The sequence below is a fragment of the Klebsiella sp. GL120222-02 genome (assembly GCF_003097195.1).
In the GTDB taxonomy this organism is placed as follows: Bacteria; Pseudomonadota; Gammaproteobacteria; order Enterobacterales; family Enterobacteriaceae; genus Klebsiella; species Klebsiella variicola.
The window spans coordinates 1027125-1043870 of record NZ_QEQO01000001.1; the positions used below are offsets into that span (position 1 = coordinate 1027125).

15 protein-coding genes and 1 pseudogene are annotated in these 16746 nt (G+C 61.4%); 4 read left to right on the plus strand and 12 right to left on the minus strand.

The window, feature by feature from the left end:
• Window positions 1–9 precede the first annotated feature (9 nt).
• Complete coding sequence (locus N438_RS05150) at window positions 10–915, minus strand: LysR family transcriptional regulator (protein ID WP_116696153.1); 906 nt, start codon at window positions 913–915, stop codon at window positions 10–12.
• 138 nt (window positions 916–1053) lie between these two features.
• Here N438_RS05150 and N438_RS05155 point away from each other — a divergent pair, with 138 nt between their 5' ends.
• Window positions 1054–1983, plus strand: coding sequence for an aromatic alcohol reductase (locus tag N438_RS05155; RefSeq protein ID WP_060619085.1), 930 nt, complete (start codon window positions 1054–1056; stop codon window positions 1981–1983).
• Window positions 1984–2008: 25 nt separating this feature from the next.
• Window positions 2009–2215, plus strand: coding sequence for a DUF1471 domain-containing protein (locus N438_RS05160; protein WP_116696154.1), 207 nt, complete (start codon window positions 2009–2011; stop codon window positions 2213–2215).
• A 50-nt stretch (window positions 2216–2265) separates the two neighbouring features.
• Here the strand turns inward: N438_RS05160 and N438_RS05165 are convergent, their stop codons facing one another.
• The gene (locus tag N438_RS05165; RefSeq protein ID WP_110216776.1) at window positions 2266–3144 is read right to left on the minus strand and encodes an AraC family transcriptional regulator; all 879 of its coding nucleotides are present in this window, start codon (window positions 3142–3144) and stop codon (window positions 2266–2268) included.
• 158 nt (window positions 3145–3302) lie between these two features.
• Between N438_RS05165 and N438_RS05170 the strand changes: the two genes are divergently transcribed.
• Complete coding sequence (locus N438_RS05170; protein ID WP_022066352.1) at window positions 3303–4058, plus strand: SDR family oxidoreductase; 756 nt, start codon at window positions 3303–3305, stop codon at window positions 4056–4058.
• 4 nt (window positions 4059–4062) lie between these two features.
• Here N438_RS05170 and N438_RS05175 read toward each other — a convergent pair whose 3' ends face one another.
• Window positions 4063–4656 (minus strand): TetR/AcrR family transcriptional regulator, encoded by a 594-nt coding sequence (locus N438_RS05175; RefSeq protein WP_116696155.1) that lies wholly within the window; start codon window positions 4654–4656, stop codon window positions 4063–4065.
• A 73-nt stretch (window positions 4657–4729) separates the two neighbouring features.
• Here N438_RS05175 and bdcA point away from each other — a divergent pair, with 73 nt between their 5' ends.
• Window positions 4730–5443 carry an SDR family oxidoreductase gene (gene bdcA / locus N438_RS05180; protein WP_008805173.1) on the plus strand — a complete coding sequence of 238 codons (714 nt, stop codon included), beginning with the start codon at window positions 4730–4732 and terminating at the stop codon, window positions 5441–5443.
• A 66-nt stretch (window positions 5444–5509) separates the two neighbouring features.
• Here the strand turns inward: bdcA and N438_RS05185 are convergent, their stop codons facing one another.
• From N438_RS05185 to N438_RS05225, 9 genes and pseudogenes are all read right to left on the minus strand, one after another.
• A complete protein-coding gene (locus tag N438_RS05185; protein ID WP_116696156.1) occupies window positions 5510–6004 on the minus strand; it encodes a hypothetical protein in 495 nt (164 codons plus the stop codon).
• A 124-nt stretch (window positions 6005–6128) separates the two neighbouring features.
• On the minus strand, window positions 6129–6671 hold the full coding sequence (gene tssJ, locus N438_RS05190) for a type VI secretion system lipoprotein TssJ (RefSeq protein ID WP_116696157.1): 543 nt from the start codon (window positions 6669–6671) through the stop codon (window positions 6129–6131).
• Window positions 6649–7734, minus strand: coding sequence for a type VI secretion system baseplate subunit TssG (gene tssG, locus N438_RS05195; protein WP_060619088.1), 1086 nt, complete (start codon window positions 7732–7734; stop codon window positions 6649–6651). The genes tssJ and tssG overlap by 23 nt, the downstream gene beginning before the upstream one ends.
• On the minus strand, window positions 7698–9452 hold the full coding sequence (gene tssF, locus N438_RS05200) for a type VI secretion system baseplate subunit TssF (RefSeq protein ID WP_116696158.1): 1755 nt from the start codon (window positions 9450–9452) through the stop codon (window positions 7698–7700). Before tssF ends, tssG begins: the two co-directional genes overlap by 37 nt.
• A 79-nt stretch (window positions 9453–9531) precedes the next feature.
• Window positions 9532–11124 (minus strand): type VI secretion system protein TssA, encoded by a 1593-nt coding sequence (tssA, locus tag N438_RS05205; protein ID WP_109909997.1) that lies wholly within the window; start codon window positions 11122–11124, stop codon window positions 9532–9534.
• The gene (locus tag N438_RS05210) at window positions 11121–14549 is read right to left on the minus strand and encodes an ImcF-related family protein (protein WP_100751223.1); all 3429 of its coding nucleotides are present in this window, start codon (window positions 14547–14549) and stop codon (window positions 11121–11123) included. Before N438_RS05210 ends, tssA begins: the two co-directional genes overlap by 4 nt.
• A complete protein-coding gene (locus tag N438_RS05215; RefSeq protein ID WP_012968402.1) occupies window positions 14533–15672 on the minus strand; it encodes a hypothetical protein in 1140 nt (379 codons plus the stop codon). Before N438_RS05215 ends, N438_RS05210 begins: the two co-directional genes overlap by 17 nt.
• Window positions 15669–15926 carry a PAAR domain-containing protein gene (locus N438_RS05220; RefSeq protein ID WP_002902252.1) on the minus strand — a complete coding sequence of 86 codons (258 nt, stop codon included), beginning with the start codon at window positions 15924–15926 and terminating at the stop codon, window positions 15669–15671. Before N438_RS05220 ends, N438_RS05215 begins: the two co-directional genes overlap by 4 nt.
• Window positions 15927–15946: 20 nt before the next feature.
• Window positions 15947–16746 (minus strand): annotated as a pseudogene (locus N438_RS05225) (DUF2235 domain-containing protein); the annotation flags it as partial.

Consider the following 16746-nt stretch of genomic DNA (forward strand, 5'->3'; position numbering starts at 1 on the left):
GCCCCGGCATCAGGCCTCGCTGAGCGGGGGTTGCAGAACGTGCCTGCTCCAGTCATAAAACGCGCGCACCGCCGGCGGCAGATAGCGGTTTTGCGGATAGACCAGCGACAAGGGAAGATCAGAAGCGGCCTGCTCCAGACAGGCGACCAGCGCCCCGCTCTGCAGATAAGGCTGCGCCAGATAGCTGGCGACGCGGATCAGGCCCAGCCCCTGAACGCCGGCCTGGATATAGGCATCGGTATCGTCGACCACCAGCGTCTCCTGCATACGGATCGCGCAGTCGCCGTCATTGAGAGAGAAAAGCCAGTCGATGGTCCGCCCGGTACGGTGGTTCAGGTAGCCCACCGCCCGGTGGTGGTGCAGATCGTCGATGCTCTGCGGCCGGCCGTGGGCCGCGAGCCAGGCCGGCGAGGCGAGGACCATCCAGCGGTAGCGGGCCAGAGGACGCGCCACCAGGGTGGTGGAATCTTCGATCCGCCCGGTACGGATCACGCAGTCGAATCCCTCCTGAATAATATCTTCCACGTTGTCGCTTGAGCAGAGGATCAGCTCCAGGTCGGGATACTGCTGCAAAAACTCGCCGATCCTCGGCAGAATGCAGTGGCGGGCAAGGGATTGCGGCATCCCCACCTTGAATCGCCCGGCGGGCTGAGCCGAGCGCCCGGGAAAAGAGGCTTCCATCGCCGCCATCTCGGCCAGCAGCCTTTTACACTCCTCATAATACCGGCGACCCTCCGCCGTCACGCTGAGCTTGCGGGTGGTGCGCTGGAGAAGCTGCGCCCCGAGCCAGGCTTCCAGCTCCTTCACCACCCGCGATACCGTGGAGCGCGGCTGCCCGAGCACCTCCGCCGCACGGGAGAAGCTGTGGGCATCCACAACCGCAACATACAACTGCATGGCATCCAGTCTGTCCATTTCGTACTCCCCCGGCAATTATTATCCCATTATCACGAACAGTCTAACCCGAAATCCTGTTCTTATCGAATGATGCCCGCCCCCCTACACTGAGCCTGTAGCCCGTCAATACAAGGCTTAACTGAGCAAGGAGTCAAAATGAAAACTGATAATCTTAATCATGAGGAAAAGGTATTGGTGCTGGGAGCAGGACAACTGGGCGCCGCCGTTCTCGATGCGCTGGTGCCTGCGGTGATCCAGCGCCAGGGCACGGTCTCGGTTATCGTCTCGCCGGCGGCCAGGGATGAAGCTGGCCAGCTGCGGTCGGCAAACCATCAGGCGCTGGCCGACGCCGGAGCCACCCTCCTCGCCGTCGACATCGCCGGTAGCGCCATGGAGACGCTGGCCGGTCAGTTTCGCGGATTCACCACCGTGATTAACTGCATGGGGTTTGTCGCCGGTCCGGGGACACAGCTGAAAATTACCCGCGCGGTGCTGGCGGCCGGGGTACCCCGCTATTTTCCCTGGCAGTTTGGCGTCAATTACGATGTGGTCGGCAAAGGCAGCGGTCAGCCGGTCTGGGACGAGCAGTACGATGTCCGGACCCTGCTGCGCGCGCAGCGGGCCACGGAGTGGGTCATTGTCTCCACCGGGATGTTTACCAGCTTTCTCTTCGAATCAGACTTCGATGTAGTGAATTTATCCAACCGAACCCTTCACGCCCTTGGCAGCTGGGATACCCAGGTGACCGTCACCTCACCGGCGGATATTGGCCGCCTGACCACGGCGATTTATCTGCATCAGCCGCGGATCGTCAACGAGGTGGTGTTTGTTGCCGGCGAAACGACCTCTTACCGGCAGCTGGCAGATACCGTGGAGCGCGTAACGCAGCAGACGTTCAGCAAAGCCGTCCACACCCTGCCCGCCCTGCTGGAGCAGCTACGGACAGACCCGGATGACGCCATGCTGCGCTATCGCGCCGCCTTCGCCCGGGGGGATGGCGTGTGGTGGCCGATGGGCGACACCTGGAATGCCCGCCACCAGCTGCCGACCCAGGACATTGCCGGCTGGCTGCAGACCGCGCGCTGATTTTCTCTCACAGGACAGAATGACGATGAACAAGTTGATTCCACTGATCGTATTGAGTTGTCTGCTGCCCCTGGCGGCAAATGCCAGATCCATCACCGCCACCGGCGATACCCTGGACCATGCGGAGAGCAAAATCCGCCAGCAGGCCGCCCGCGAGGGCGCGACTACCTATCGCATCACTGAAGCGCGGATGGGCAACAAAGTGCATATCACGGCGAAAATCGCGGACTAAACCACCGGCGTCAGGCTCAGGGATGAGCTGCCGCCAGCCCGCGCGCCAGGTCAGGCGCTCATTTTTTCCCGTCGACGATCGCGGCCCGGCGGCGCGCCGTACAGGCGAGCGTATTCCCGGGTGAACTGCGACACGCTGATATAGCCCACCTCCCCGGCAGCCTGCGCAATGCTCATCCCTTCCGCCAACATCAGGCGGCGGGCGTGGATCAGGCGTAACTGCTTCTGAAACTGCAGCGGCGACAGCGTGGTCATGGCGCGGAAATGACGGTGAAAGACAGAGACGCTCATCCCGGCGGCGTCGGCCAGCGCGTCGACGCTGACTGGCTGCATAAAATCCCGGCGCAGCATCGCCACCGCCCGGCGGATCCGCGCTGAATGGCTGTCTACGGCGCCCAGCGCCCGAATGGCCGGCCCGTGGACACTCTGCAACAGCCAGTAATGCAGCTCCCGCCGCAGACCTTCCCCCAGCACCGCCAGCGCCCCCGGTTGATCAAACAGTCTTGCCAGCCGGTAAGCGGCGTCCGTCACATCGGCATTCATCGGTTCGATACCGACGCGGGGCGCCTCATCCGGCCCTGACGGCCCGGCCTCCTGCAGCTCGCGCAGGATAGCCAGGTCCAGCTCCAGCACCAGCGCGTAATAGGGAAAACGCTGACTGGCCTCGGTGATCTGGCTGGTGGTGGGGACATCCGCGGCAATCACCATCGCCTCCCCCGGGCCATAGTCAAAGCTCACCAGGCCGGTGGTCACGCTCTTACGCCCCTGGAGCAGCATGGCCACCAGCGGCCTGGCGATAGCCGCCTGTAGATCGCCAGGATGCAGGGCCCGCACCAAGGTGATGCCGGGAACCGGGGTAACCGCCACCCCGCTGCTATCGACATGAGCATCGGCAAACCGGCGGCAGAGATCGAACAGGGCGTCGCGCATAAGTTCCTTTCAGGCAAGTTTTAAAGCCTGAGTATGCGCTATTTCCCGGGAAAAGGGAGTGAACGGAGAGAAATGGGCAAAAAATAACAAGGATTGGGCAACCCGGCCTGACGCGCGGCCCCTATCGTAGAGCCTCAACATACCAGAGAGGACCGAACATGACTAAGATTGCACTTATTACCGGCGCCAACCGCGGCCTTGGCCGTCAGACTGCACTGGATATCGCCCGCCAGGGTGGGGATGTCATCGTCACCTGCCGCGGCAATCTCGAACAGGCGGAAGAGGTGGTCGCCGACATCCGCGCCCTGGGGCGCAAGGCCATCGCCCTGCCGCTGGATATGGCGCAAACCGCCAGCTTCCCGGCCTTCGCCGACAGCCTCGGCAGCGCGCTGGCCAGCGTCTGGGGGCGGGCCACTTTCGACCACCTGATCAATAACGCAGGGCACGGCGAATTCGCCCCGCTGGCCGAAACGCGCGAAGCGCAGTTCGACGGGCTGTTTAACGTCCACGTTAAGGGGGTATTTTTCCTCGTACAAACCCTGCTGCCGCTGCTGGCAGACGGCGGACGGATCGTTAACTTCTCCTCCGGGCTGACCCGCGTCTCCTATCCTGGCTTCTCCGCTTACGCTGCGGCCAAAGCGGCCGTGGAGATGCTGAGCGTGTACATGGCCCGCGAGCTGGGCGGACGCGGCATCACCGTCAATACCATCGCCCCCGGGGCTATCGCCACCGATTTTGGCGGCGGGCTGGTGCGGGACGACGCGGGGGTTAACGCGCAGTTTGCCGCCATGACGGCGCTGGGACGGGTGGGCGTTCCCGAGGATATTGGGCCGATGATCGCCAGCCTGCTGCGCGACGATAACCGCTGGGTGACCGCCCAGCGGATCGAGGTGTCGGGCGGACAAACCATCTGACGACTCAGGCTGGCAGGATGCGCTCCAGCGCCAGGCCTGCCAGCCGCACGGTCTCCAGAAGACGCGGCAGACTATCCCCTTCCCGCGCTTTCGCCGACAGGCCAAGCATCAGCGTATCCATATAGTCAGTCACCCGCAGCGCGTCCTGCGGGCGATGACGGGCGACATACTGCTGGATTTTGGCTCTTGCCGCAGCATGCCATTCGCCTGCCGCCACCCGGGCATCAGCATCCTGACAATGACCCCCCTCCAGCACCAGGCAGCCAGCGGCGGTCGGATCGGCCACATAGCGGCGAGCCGCCTCCTGTAGCACGGCGATGAGCGACGCCGCCACCGGCTGGTCGTCTCGCAGCAGGGCATCAATGGGAATGGCCCCGGTCTGGCTGTAGCGCTGCAGGACGCGGGTATACAGCCCGAGCTTACTGCCAAAAGCGGCATAAAAGCTTGGGGGGTTGATGCCGAAAGCCTGGGTCAGATCGGCCACGCTCACCGCGTCGTAGCCTCGCGCGTGGAAGAGGCGTTGCGCCGTTGCAATGGCCTGTTCCGCATCAAACTGGCGGGGACGCCCCGGAGTACGTCCTGGTTTTGTAGTAGTCACTATATTAATCCTTGACAGCCTGTTTTGCCGCAGCATATTGTAATCATCACTACAATATCATGAGGTACGGGATATGACAGCATTTCACAACAAATCAGTGCTGGTTTTAGGCGGGAGTCGGGGAATTGGCGCGGCGATCGTCAGGCGTTTTGTCGCCGATGGCGCATCGGTGGTGTTTAGCTATTCCGGTTCGCCGGAAGCGGCCGAGCGGCTGGCGGCGGAGACCGGCAGCACGGCGGTGCAGGCGGATAGCGCCGATCGTGATGCGGTGATAAGCCTGGTCCGCGACAGCGGCCCGCTGGACGTGTTAGTGGTCAATGCCGGGATCGCCATTTTCGGCGATGCCCTCGAGCAGGACAGCGATGCCATCGATCGCCTGTTCCGCATCAATATTCATGCCCCCTACCATGCCTCCGTGGAAGCGGCGCGCCGCATGCCGGAAGGCGGGCGCATTATTGTCATCGGTTCGGTCAATGGCGATCGCATGCCGGTGCCGGGAATGGCGGCCTATGCGGTCAGCAAATCGGCCCTGCAGGGGCTGGCGCGTGGCCTGGCGCGTGATTTTGGCCCGCGCGGCATCACGGTCAACGTCGTCCAGCCCGGCCCTGTTGATACCGACGCCAACCCGGAGAACGGTCCGATGAAAGAGCTGATGCACAGCTTTATGGCCATTAAGCGCCATGGCCGCCCGGAAGAGGTGGCGGGAATGGTGGCGTGGCTGGCCGGTCCGGAGGCGTCATTTGTCACGGGCGCCATGCACACCATCGACGGCGCGTTTGGCGCCTGATATCCCCGGGCGGCGATGCGCGCTTTGCACCGCCGCCGCGGGAACGTCATCGCCTGTCAGGGATCTTCAGGCCAGGCTGTCGACCGCCATAAAAAAGCGATCTTCAGTAAGCATCAGCCGCGCTTGCGGGGGCTGATGCGCCTTGCGGATCATCCAGCCATCCTCCGGGGCCAGGCTCAGATAATACACCTCCCGGGAACCCGTACCGCCGGGTGTCTCGAGACTCAGCGTCACGATCCCCTTTTCCACGCCATCCAACAGCTGCTGCGGCACGATATTGACGCTGCGCTCGCCGTTTTGCAGACGAATGGCCGGGATATCGTAGCGGCAGATGCCGCTGTTGAGGCTGTAGCCAAGGGTGCTCAGGTCGTGGAGATGGCGGGTCGAAATCACCACCTCGATACCGGTTCCATCAAACCACTGACTTATCTGCTGAGCCAGCGCCGCCATCTGCTGGCGAAACCTGGCGATATCCGCGGCGGCCGACCCGTCGAGGGCCGCTGTCCGCTGCGGATTTTGCTGTTGCTGCAGTTTCTTAAAAAAACGTTCCCTCGCTGTCACGTTATCTCCCTGTGCTGTGGTGAAGCCGGTGGGCTGGATGAAGATGGTTATCGCCCGTTCGCTGGTTACGAAGATTGGGGGCGAACTGGCGCGATAGCCCCGCCACAAATGTTTGTTTTCGACGTTACTTCGCCGCTTCAGGCCTGAGCCGTAGCTGGTTGTGTTCGGCAGTAAAAATGCGCGGCTTGTCCGGATCCAATTCCTCACGCCCCAGCACCTGCTTCCAGGTATTCCTGTCTGTGTCCGGATGGCGGAACAGGCCGACAACCGCCACGAACGTCGCCTCTGCTTCCAGCGGCATATTCAGACTGGCATCCCCTCCGGGACTGATCACCACATCGCGACTGGCGAGGAGATCGGCGGCGAGCAGAATATCCCCCTCCTCCAGCAGTTGCTGGTAAACCAGCCGGTCAAAGGTCTGGCGATCTTTAAGCTGATAGATGCGCACCACCACCGGTTCAGAGAGCGAGTGATTCTCTCTGGCATCGGTGTTGAGCGCTTCACGCGCGGTAAAGTCCAGATGCAGCGTATTAATTTTCTTATAAAAAACGGCGTTGAAGGCGGTTTTGGTCCCCTCCGAGACACGCTGGGTGAGCCCGCACCCGCTCAGACAAAGCGCAAGCAGGGGCAGCAGGCAAGCGGTTTTAGTCAAACTTGTACGTGACACGTCGGTTTCCTTGTAGAAAGGTGGCAGGCTGCAGGCCCGTATAGGTACCCAGCTCGGTGGTAAAGGTCTGAGGAATATCGTCCTGACACTCGCCCTCCCCCACACCCAGCACGCCGTTCATACCGAGCCAGAACGGCTCGTCCCCCAGCGGCGGGACAGCCAGCAGTCGGGTCGGCGCGGTCAGGATGATGTTGGCCCGGAATCGCCAGCCGAGGTATACCCGCAGCAGGATGAGAAAGTCCCGAAACAGCGGGCCGTCAGGCTTCCACCCCTGCGCCTCCGCGGGATTGTCAGTGGTAAGGGCGACGAGGAGCTGGCTGCTGGCGTCCATCGCTTCGTCACCCAGCGGCGTATTGCCGTCCAGTAAGAAGTCGTCATCGCCGTAAAACCCCAGCGGCTGGCTGATCGCCACCGGACGCAGGCTGTAGGGGCTCACCCTGACGGTGGTCTCCGGGGCCAGCAGGGTGACCAGCGCCTGGATCCCCTGCTGGGTTTTGCCAGGCTGCCGCAGCACGCCAGTTAGCGCCAGAAAGCGCGACGCCGGCGAAGCGATATGCTGCGTCGTGCCGGGGATGCCCAACCCCGCCAGGCCCAGCAGCGACTGCGAGAGACGATCGGTGCCGCCAGGCTCAAAAGTGGCGGGCCAGGAGTATTTCCGCCAGATGCGGTAAAACTGCGTCATGATCCGGTGGCTGAAGATATCCAGTAAGCCCTGCAGCGCTTCATGCCCTTCCCTGCGCTGGGCGATATCATCGAGATATGCCGTCGGGAGCGGCGAATCGACACCGTACAACCCCATAAAGGTGGTGCGAATGACCGGCGGCCCGCAGTCATCGGCCTCATCGTATTCCACGGCTTTCAGTTCGCTGGCGGGAAATCCCATTCCCGGATGCGGGTAAAAACGCACCGGATCGTCAGTTGGATGGCTGGTTCCCCCCATCAGCGGTTGGCCGGGACGCCGCTTTTCCAGAAGCTGGCAGAAGCGGTAAAAATTGATCCGCGGCAGGTCGGCTTCCAGCCGCGGGTTCAGCCGGGAATGCGTCGGCTGTGCTTCTCTTCCCATTCCAGTCGTTCTCCGGTTGGTTGCAGAATGATAATCAGGCGGTTGAACAAGTAGATGTCGGTGTAGAGCGCAAAGAAGCGGCTAAGCATCTCGCCAAACAGGCATATGTCGCCTCGTCCGGCAAAGCCGTGAGTGTCGAGGGTGACTTCAATCTGCACGCCACGCACCAGATGGCCCTGTGCAAAGCGCTCTGTCGCGCGGTGATTCACGTCGAGGATGGCTTCCAGACGCCGACGATTCATCTCGCTGTCGGTCCATTCATACAGCGCCAGGGTGCCGCGCAGGACTTCAGCGTTGTCCATCAGGGAAAGAAAACTGCTGCCCAGATGGCTCAGCACCCGCCAGTGAAAGCGGTCCTGGGCCGGGGGATAGCACGGCAGCGTTGGTGCGCAGAGGTTACGCACCGCGACGCTGGCGGAAGTGGTTTTCATCACCGTATCGAGTACGGTGCTCTGCAGCGCGCGACGCGGCAGTTGGCCGTTAGTTCCGGTGAGGGTCAGCGACAGGCTTTCATCTTCCGGTACGGTATGATTGTCAAAGGCTTCCCCGCCGACGATAAGCCAGGTGTTGTACAGCCCGGAGGGGCCACGGCGCACCCGGGTATGATAGTAATATTCCGCCGCGTCATGACGCATCATGCCGCCTTTGTGGCGAAAACTTGAGAACGGCGCGTAAATCTGCTGGTGCGAGGAGATCACGGAATCGACGGTGTAAATTTCGGTGTGGCCGTCCTGCACGCGCATCGGGCGCAGCGGGTATTCGGTCTGCAGGGAATTGATGGTCAGCGGATCGGACTCCAGCGGAAACAGGTTGATCACTGGCACGCAGTGCAGGCGCAGCTGCTTTTCGCTGAAGCGGAAGTCATGTCCCCAGCGTTCCGCCAGCACGACGTCGATTTCAAACCACTCCATCCCGGCCGGAAAAGCCACCGTCTCCAGCCCGCGCAGATCGATGAACATGAACTTTTCGCGGAAGGTAAAATACTCCAGCAGCAGCTGGTAACCACGAAAACTGCGGCCATCTTCAGGCCAGAGGCCGTCATCCTCGCCAAATCCCAGCGCGCTGAAATACCCGTCCAGCGGCCTTCTGTCTACCTCATCAGGCATACGCAGCCACATCCGGGCCACATTGAGGGTAAAGGCCTCGTGCATGGCGCAGGCCAGCGGCGCATCGGCGTTACAGTAGAGCGGGATATGACTGAGATCGACCCGGCTCCAGTCAGTCAGCTGGCTGCAGTTAAAGCGCAGCGTGATCACCGACCGGCCATCCGTATCGGTGGCCAGCCGAGCTAGCTCAAGGGATAACGGCTGCAGAGCGATCGCTTTGGTGGTGGTGTACCGGCAGCGCGTGCCCTTTTCACCGATCGGCCGGGAAAGCACTTCAAAGCCTTTGACCATCGTCATCGGCTCTTTCATTTCCGGCCAGTCGGGGGTGAATTCCACGACCGACATCGAGGGAATGGTACGTAAATAATGTGGCCACAGCAGACTGACCACGCCTTCGGTCAGCTCAGGCAGATCGTCATCGAGCTTCTCGCGCATGCGGCCCATCAGGAAGGCAAAACCTTCAAACAGGCGCTCAACAAAGGGGTCGCGGGCGCCCGCTTTGTCGAGATTGAGCATTGCCGCCTGCTCAGGATGAGCACGGGCAAACTCTTCACCCGCTTCCAGCAGGTAGCGCATTTCAGCGTCGTAATAACGCAGGGTTAAATCGTCCATAAATCACCAGAATGAGTAATAGCTTTCAGATATGCAGAAAACCGCAGGTGCAGGGAGTGCAATGTGAATGATGCGTGAATTATGCGCACAGCACCGCAGCGCGAGCGGGATCCAGAGCGATAAGCCCGGCAAGCAATGACTCCATTTCTGGCAGCAAGCGATTTTTTTCTGCCTCACTGCGCCCGGCCTTGCCTCTGAGCAGCCGGAGTCGGCGGGCTTTGACCTCAAAGATAAGCTCCGGCTTCCATTGTTCGAGCGTCATTTCCCGGGCGCGGCTGTCGAGTTCCGCCAGCAGATGCAGCGCCATTTCATTTTTTCCGTACTGCTCGCTGACCCGCGCCATCAATAAGCGCATCAGCCACCGATTGCGGCTGGTGGTATAGCCCGGCTGCGCCTGTAACCAGTTCAGCGCCGACTCAATACCCTCATCGTCCGCGCGGGTGAGCACTTCTGGCTCCAGCGACAGCACCTCATCAGCGCTGGTCGCCGCCATTACCGGCTCATCTTGCCATCCGGCCATCTCATCCAGAACACGCTCGTTAAGCCAGTTGAGCGTTACTTCATCGGCGAATGGCGTACCATCGTTAAACGCCAGGGTTTCCAGCCCCGGCAGACGAGCCAGTAGCCCTTTCATATCCCGGCACAGGATATCGGCCCGTACACTGTCAGCATCCAGTTTCAGCAGCGCCTGCCAGGCGTACCACTGCACATCCAGCCACAAGTGGTTGACGCCTTGCGCCAACAGCGTGTCCGTATGCTCCAGCAGTTCCGACCAGCTTTTCTGTAAATACAACCGCTTAAGATGGGCTTTACTCTCAGGCTTGGGAGGCAATAGCCGGGTCCGGCCCGTGGCATCCAGCGGCGGTAACTCCGTTAACGTATCCCAACGCACACTCTTCATCAGATGATGACCTGCCAGCCATCCGCCGGGACACTCACGCAGATATTTCGCCAACACCTTAGCCTGATCGAGCAAATCACGACCTGACGTGACGGTATGCATTACCGGCGCGGTGTCTGCATGTTGGGGTAGCAGATCGTGTTCTTCGCGGCTGGTCTGCGGCACCAGACTGTGGGCTCCGCCGCTTTGCACCAGGCGGTTCTCCAGTATCTGATATAGCCCGGAAAGATCGGGGCGGGATGCCTCAGCCAAGCCGGCAAAAGAGGCTTCCGCCAGCAATAACGCCCCGATAATGACCTGCATAGTGGTCATGTCGACTTCCGGATAAAGAGACAGACTGTCCGACATCCGGCGACTGCCAAGCCATTCCAGCGCCGATTTACAGCTACGTTCACGCTGGGGATGGAGCATAGCCCCAAACCGCTCAAGCATTGCCGCCAGCAGCGTAACGCCCTCCGCCAGACCGGTTTCGCCATCCCGCTGCAGACGCGCCCACACGTAAAAGGTGATCACGCGCAGATCCTTGCAGGTCTGAGTCAGCAGTTTTTCTGCCAGCTGGCAAATCAGCTCGGTATCGACACCGGAGATCTTATTGACCTCCTCGCGGATACGCTGAAAATCATCGTCATAGCCCGGATCGCTCCCGGTGGGCTGGGTGTCACTGATTGGCGCAAGCCAGGACTGCCACTGCGCCTGGCGTGACCGGGCCTGCTGGCGCAGTACGCTTTCATCCAACTGACTGGCGGCAACCAAATTTTGTAAAATACTCATAATTCCATCTCATCCATGTCACTATTCCCTACCCCCGTCGTCAGGGCCTGTGCGCTCTCAGCCGCATCGACACTAAAAATCTGATCCGGCAGGGTCAATCCGCGCAGCGCCAGAAGCGCCAGCGGGCCGCTCCCAAGCTGGGAGCGCAATACCCACTGCAGGGTGCGGCCATCCGGAGCGGTGAAGCTCATCATCCACTGGCTGCGTTCGAGTTGCTGGCGTTTACCCTGCTCCAGCCAGCGAATAAAGCCCCAGGTACCGCTGTAGTCACCAAACAGACGCGTGCCCGCATTGACGGTGGTCCAGGTCAGCAGAGTGCCGGGTTTATACGTCTCCCCCGGCCAGCGGAAAGTCTGCCAGTCGGCAATCTGATTGAAATAGCGCAGCTTTTGGCCGTCTATCGTCAGCTGTGTCTCCACAACCTCCGGGGCAGGCCTGGCCTGTAACTCAAAGCTGATCCCCTGGCTGCCGTCGGTAAAAAGAATGTCGGACAGCTGGCTTAGCTGGTTGATGGCGCGCAGAAAGGCCGGATTAAAGACCAGGCCGTGGCTGTTGACCTTATCCGGCACCCACTGACTGCCTTCTTTATGCAGGACACCGTTCAGCTCCGTCGTGAGAAAACGTTCGATCCGCCCGCTGTCTTTGCGCACAAACTCAGCCAGCATCGGCAGGGAGGCGTCGCTTTTGCTGGCGGCAAACGGAAAGCGTCCGTCAAAGGCGGTGTGCCAGTTGGCGACCACCGATCGGCGCCATTTGTCATTCAGACTGGCCGCCGACGGCAGAAGCACGGTTTCCCAGGCCTGAGTTAGCGGCTGCACAAACAGAGTATTACCGAAGCCACTCCACTCTTCGCCAAGACTCGCCGAAATCAGGCTACCGTACTGTTGCGTGTCGGTCAGGTCGACGCTTTTCCCCTGGAAGACGGTCTGCGCCAGGGTCTGCATCATCTCCTGCGGATCGGAGGCATTCGCAACCTGCTGCAGGCGCAGGCGCACGCGGGTGATACGGGTCAGATAGGTTTGCAGGCTCAGGGTGCTATCGGCCGACATGACGTTGCTGCCCGTGTTTTTCCCCATCAGCTGGAGCAGTGGGCCGAACGTGTCATCCAGAGGCCCCTGCGGGCCGGTTGCCGACTGGTCGATGACCGGCTTGTCTTTCCCGCCCACCAGGTCTTTGGCCGATTTAATAAGGCTGTCCGACAGCCCCTCCCTTTGTTGCCCCGCCTGCCCCTGCCAGGCAAGGGTATTCATCAGGGCAATCAGCGGTGACTGACGGACATCGCTTATCAGCGTGAGCTGGTCGGTAACATCGGCGATATTGGTCGTCGGGTTGAGTCGCAGACTGTTGAGAAAATTCAGCCAGCTGCCGGCGAAATCGGTGAAGTAGCGTCGGGTCAGACGCGCTTTCAGCGCCTCCGGCGACAGATCTGTCGACATCGTTTTGCGCGAATCGCTCAGCACCCAGTCGATTTCCTCCCGGCGCGAGCTGGCTGCCTTATCAATGGCCTGCTGAATGCCGCCTTCCCATGCCTGGCGGGTAAACATCCCCGGGACCACTTCATCGGTGGTAAACAGGCGGCGCGCGTCGGTGCCACTGGTCATGTCTTCCAGCGACACATCGGCAAAATTACGACGCACGGATTTGAGCATGTTCTCATATAAGGTGCTTTCGGCATTGCGGCGACCTAGCTGCTGCAACAGAACCTGACGGCTCTGACTCACCCGTTGCGCATCCGGGATGATCTTCCACTCTGGCCGCTCGGGCAGCAGGGAGAGATAAAAGGCCCACAAATCCGGCGCCAGACTTTGCCACAGACCGGTCGAGATCCCCATTCGCGTCGGCTGGACCGCTTTCATGGTCTGCGCGAAAAATGCGCCATCGGCTTTATCCGGACGAGCCATCATCAGCCAGGCTTTCAGCTGGTCATAGCCCGGTTTCGCCAGCTGGGCTCGTTGGTCGCTATTGGGGGCGGAGTTGACCAGCGTGCTGAGCGCCTGCTGCAACGCGGCATTGGCCGGGTCACGTATCAGGCGATGATTTGCCACACCGTACCAGGGCAGGACGGCGTTTAATAGCTGCTGATGATGGTCCAGACCAAAGCACCGATACCAGGGAGCGCCCTTCTGCCCATCGTGCACGAGACGGCCGGCCTCATTGCGCAGGGCATGGAGGGCCGTCAGTTGATAGTCAGAAACAGAGGGGTGGGCCACCAGGTCGCGGGCTTTTCCCGCGACTGTAGCAATCTGGCTGTAATTAAGGGCAAAGGAGAGCAGCAGTCCCGCTGCCCACAGGCCGAGGATGGCCAGCAGACCGCACGCCAGGCCCCGCTCCCATGCCATTCCCACGTGATGCCCGCGTAAACGGCGGCAGTCATCGACGATCCCCTGCCAGGTCGCGGGCAGCGTCAGGAGATGAGGCTGGTTCGCAGGCAGGGCATCAGCTTCCTGATACGGATCTACGGTACGAGGCTCTGGCAGGCTAAACATCAGGCCACGCAGCGCAAGCCGCTGCCGCGAGGCGGTCAGCCACGGCGCCAGCTGCCAGCGCCATTGCGCGATCCCCCCGTCGATAAGCCGCTGCCCCAGACGCAGCAGAAAGTCGTGGCGGGTATCTGCTGCGATCTGGCGCATCCCCTGCTCCCGCAGCGTGGGCAACATCTGCGCAAGCTGACGGGCGACATCGTCCTCAGTGGCGCGCAACGGGAAGCTAACGCCTACCGCCTGTACCGCGCGGTCAGCCTGCGACCACTCACTGTCGCACAGTTTCCACAGCCAGACCGGGGCGGCATAGCCCAGCAGTTCGCTGATTTTTTCCAGCCCGTGCAGGTCGCTCTCGCTTATCTGCGGCGTCAGGGTGAGAGACGACGGCATCACCCGCACAATCCCGTCCAGAGGACGGCCGCGGCGCAGCTTGCGCAGCGCGGCGTATTTTTCTTGGTCGGGCTCTGTGATCAGGTTACCGCCGTAAATCAGCACAGTGCGGTTACCTTCAAGCCACTGCTGCTGACGCAGACCAGGCGCCAGTTGTTCGATTGCTGCATCGTCCCCGGTAACCAGCAGCAGGCGGACTTTGCGGCGCCAGCGCAGGCGGTAACGTGCGTGAAGGTGCTTTTTCAGCGGGGCATAAAGGGCTTCGCGCCCGGCGGGCCTGGTGGGTTGCCGCACAGGCGCTGCTGAAGGCTTAACCTTATCTTTTATCAGCAGTCGAAAGGCCATAAACCCCAGTACCAGCAGGCTGAGTGCCATCCCCCAGATAATAAAGCCCGTGGCGATAAGCGGGCGCAGCGTTTCCCACTGCGTGGCACGATCCATCGCCCACAGCCACCATGCCAGCCCGCCCAGGAGCACCAGAAGCGTGACCGCAGCAATACAGACGATAACCGTAGCCGCCACAGAGATAGCGGCAGGTTTATTGACGTTGTCCATCAGGTTTTACAATTCCAATTGCGAGGGTATTCAAGGGATCGCGGGCTAGCCAGCCACACGGTTGTTGGTAGTGCGCGGCGTAGATCGCCGCCAGCGACAGAACGGTCAAGCCTTCCATCTCGCCGATGTCTCCCCAACAGGCATCCTGGCGATATAGGTTAATATCCCAACCGCTATGCGCCAGCGCTTCCAGTCCCGGCTGAAAAAACAGCGCACAGGCTTCCGGGGGGCCGCTCAGTTCGTTCTGCTCCAGCACACGAGCGGCTACAGCAGTCAGGGCCTCCCCTTTTTCTGCGCAATAGGTTTCCCCCCTGGTCAGGTGCACCGGACCGTCCCGTCCGGCGAGCCACAGTACCGCAGACTCTCCGGCGGGTTGCACCGCCCCCGTCCGGGCGACAACCACCTGACATCCGGCGATAAGCACAGTGTCATCGGGGTCAGCTTCCGCCAGAGTGTGTGCTATCTCCGCGAGGCTGGCCTCCCCACGCCAGGCATACGGGCGTGAGGGTAGTGTCATCTGCGCAACAGTGAGGGTCATCTGTGCACGAAACGCCTGCCAGGCGAGCTCCGTTCCCTGCCAGTAGCAACGCAGCGGCGGCGTAAGCGTTCTTTCACTGCGCTGTCGTTGCCATTCCATCACCAGTAGTTCCGCCAGCCGTTTTTCGCGGGCGATAGCCTCAGAAACTGAAAGGTATGGCGCTCGCAGCGCCCTGCCGCCGCCCTCGTTCTCTTCCTCTGGCGGACGCTGGTGACGGCTTAGCACCCGCAGCCAGTCAGTGGTCGTTTTGCCCATGGGCCCCAGCAACAGACCTTCCTGTAACCCGATCGGCTGCCGATGCTCCGCCCACCATTGCTGTTGTTCGTATGCTACCAGTTGGTCATAGAACCTGGCGTTATGCACGCTCATGCGGTAGTACAGCAGCCGGATCAACCAGCCGGTACCCGCCAGCACCAGAGCCAACAGGATCCCGGTGGCGGCCAGGGCGCTTTTTCCTTCTGCCGAGGGAAGTAAAGCGCTGACCCCGCCGCTAAGCAGGACCAGCAGGGCCGAAGCCGATAGCCACCTGGCCGTACCAGGCGGTCGCGCGTCTCCGTACGGGGGATACTCCGGTACCGGCCTCACTGATCAACCCCGCAGTCTGGGTTAGAGCTGACCAGCGTGCAGCCGCAGGCGCAGCGATGACCGTGCAGCGCAACCGGCTGGCCATCAATCGTGGTTCGTGCGCTGCCTTCAGCAATGGTCGTCATACCGTGTTTGTTACACTTGACCGGGTCGCCCTTGCAGGCGAATCCCAGACCAAAACACTGATAATGCCCCATCAGCACCCTGCCCCCATACTCCCGCAGGGTATCGCCTTTGCGAATGACTTTATTCATCGGATCCTCCTTATCCGCGTTCAGACCGTTGTCGTCAGAACGTCCTCCAGCCAGCTGGCCGGCAGCGCGGCTTGCCCCCGCGCCAGCTGCTCTTCCGCTTTCCGCGCCTTTTGCTGTGCGACAACGGTTCCCGGCTCGTGGGTAAATGCCCGCAGCTGCGCCCCTCCGGGCAGCTCCGGCAGCGCTTCCCCGGTTATCTTGTCCAGCACCGCCACCTCCAGCGAGCGCACGGCGCCTGTCGCGGCCAGCCCGGCCAGCTTGCCGGTCAGGCGCTTTTGCCGGAAACTGAGCACGACACCCGCGGTCACGGTCGCAAAACCCACCAGGTCTCCGGCGAGCACCAGCGGCGAGAGCGGTTTACTGCAGCGCTCGCTGAAGTAAATCATCCGGTAGCGGAAGTAGCCGGTCCACATCTCGCGCGTGCCAAGCGCGGCATACATAAACCAGGCGCGTGAATCATGCACCTGATCATCAAACAGCGCCCTCACCAGCCCGGCAGGCTGCTCCGCGTTGCTGGCCTCCCCGGCATCGGGAAAGAGGACGGCCACCCGGGCCTCTCCGTCACGCTTCATGCGCCGGTATTCCTGCGCTTCATCATCGGTATTGAGAACGAAAATCACCGGCTGCAGCACGGTATCCAGCACCAGCTGCGCCAGGTTATCCGGAATACGGTAACCGTCGTGGTAATCCTTTCCGAACTCCTTCGCCGCGTCGAACAGCTGGGTTTGATCCATCTTTGGGTCAAAATCCTTCACGCCCGGCTGCAGAACCAGCTCATCCATCCTGTCAGGAGGCTGGTTTGCTATCTGGTTCTGGCGAG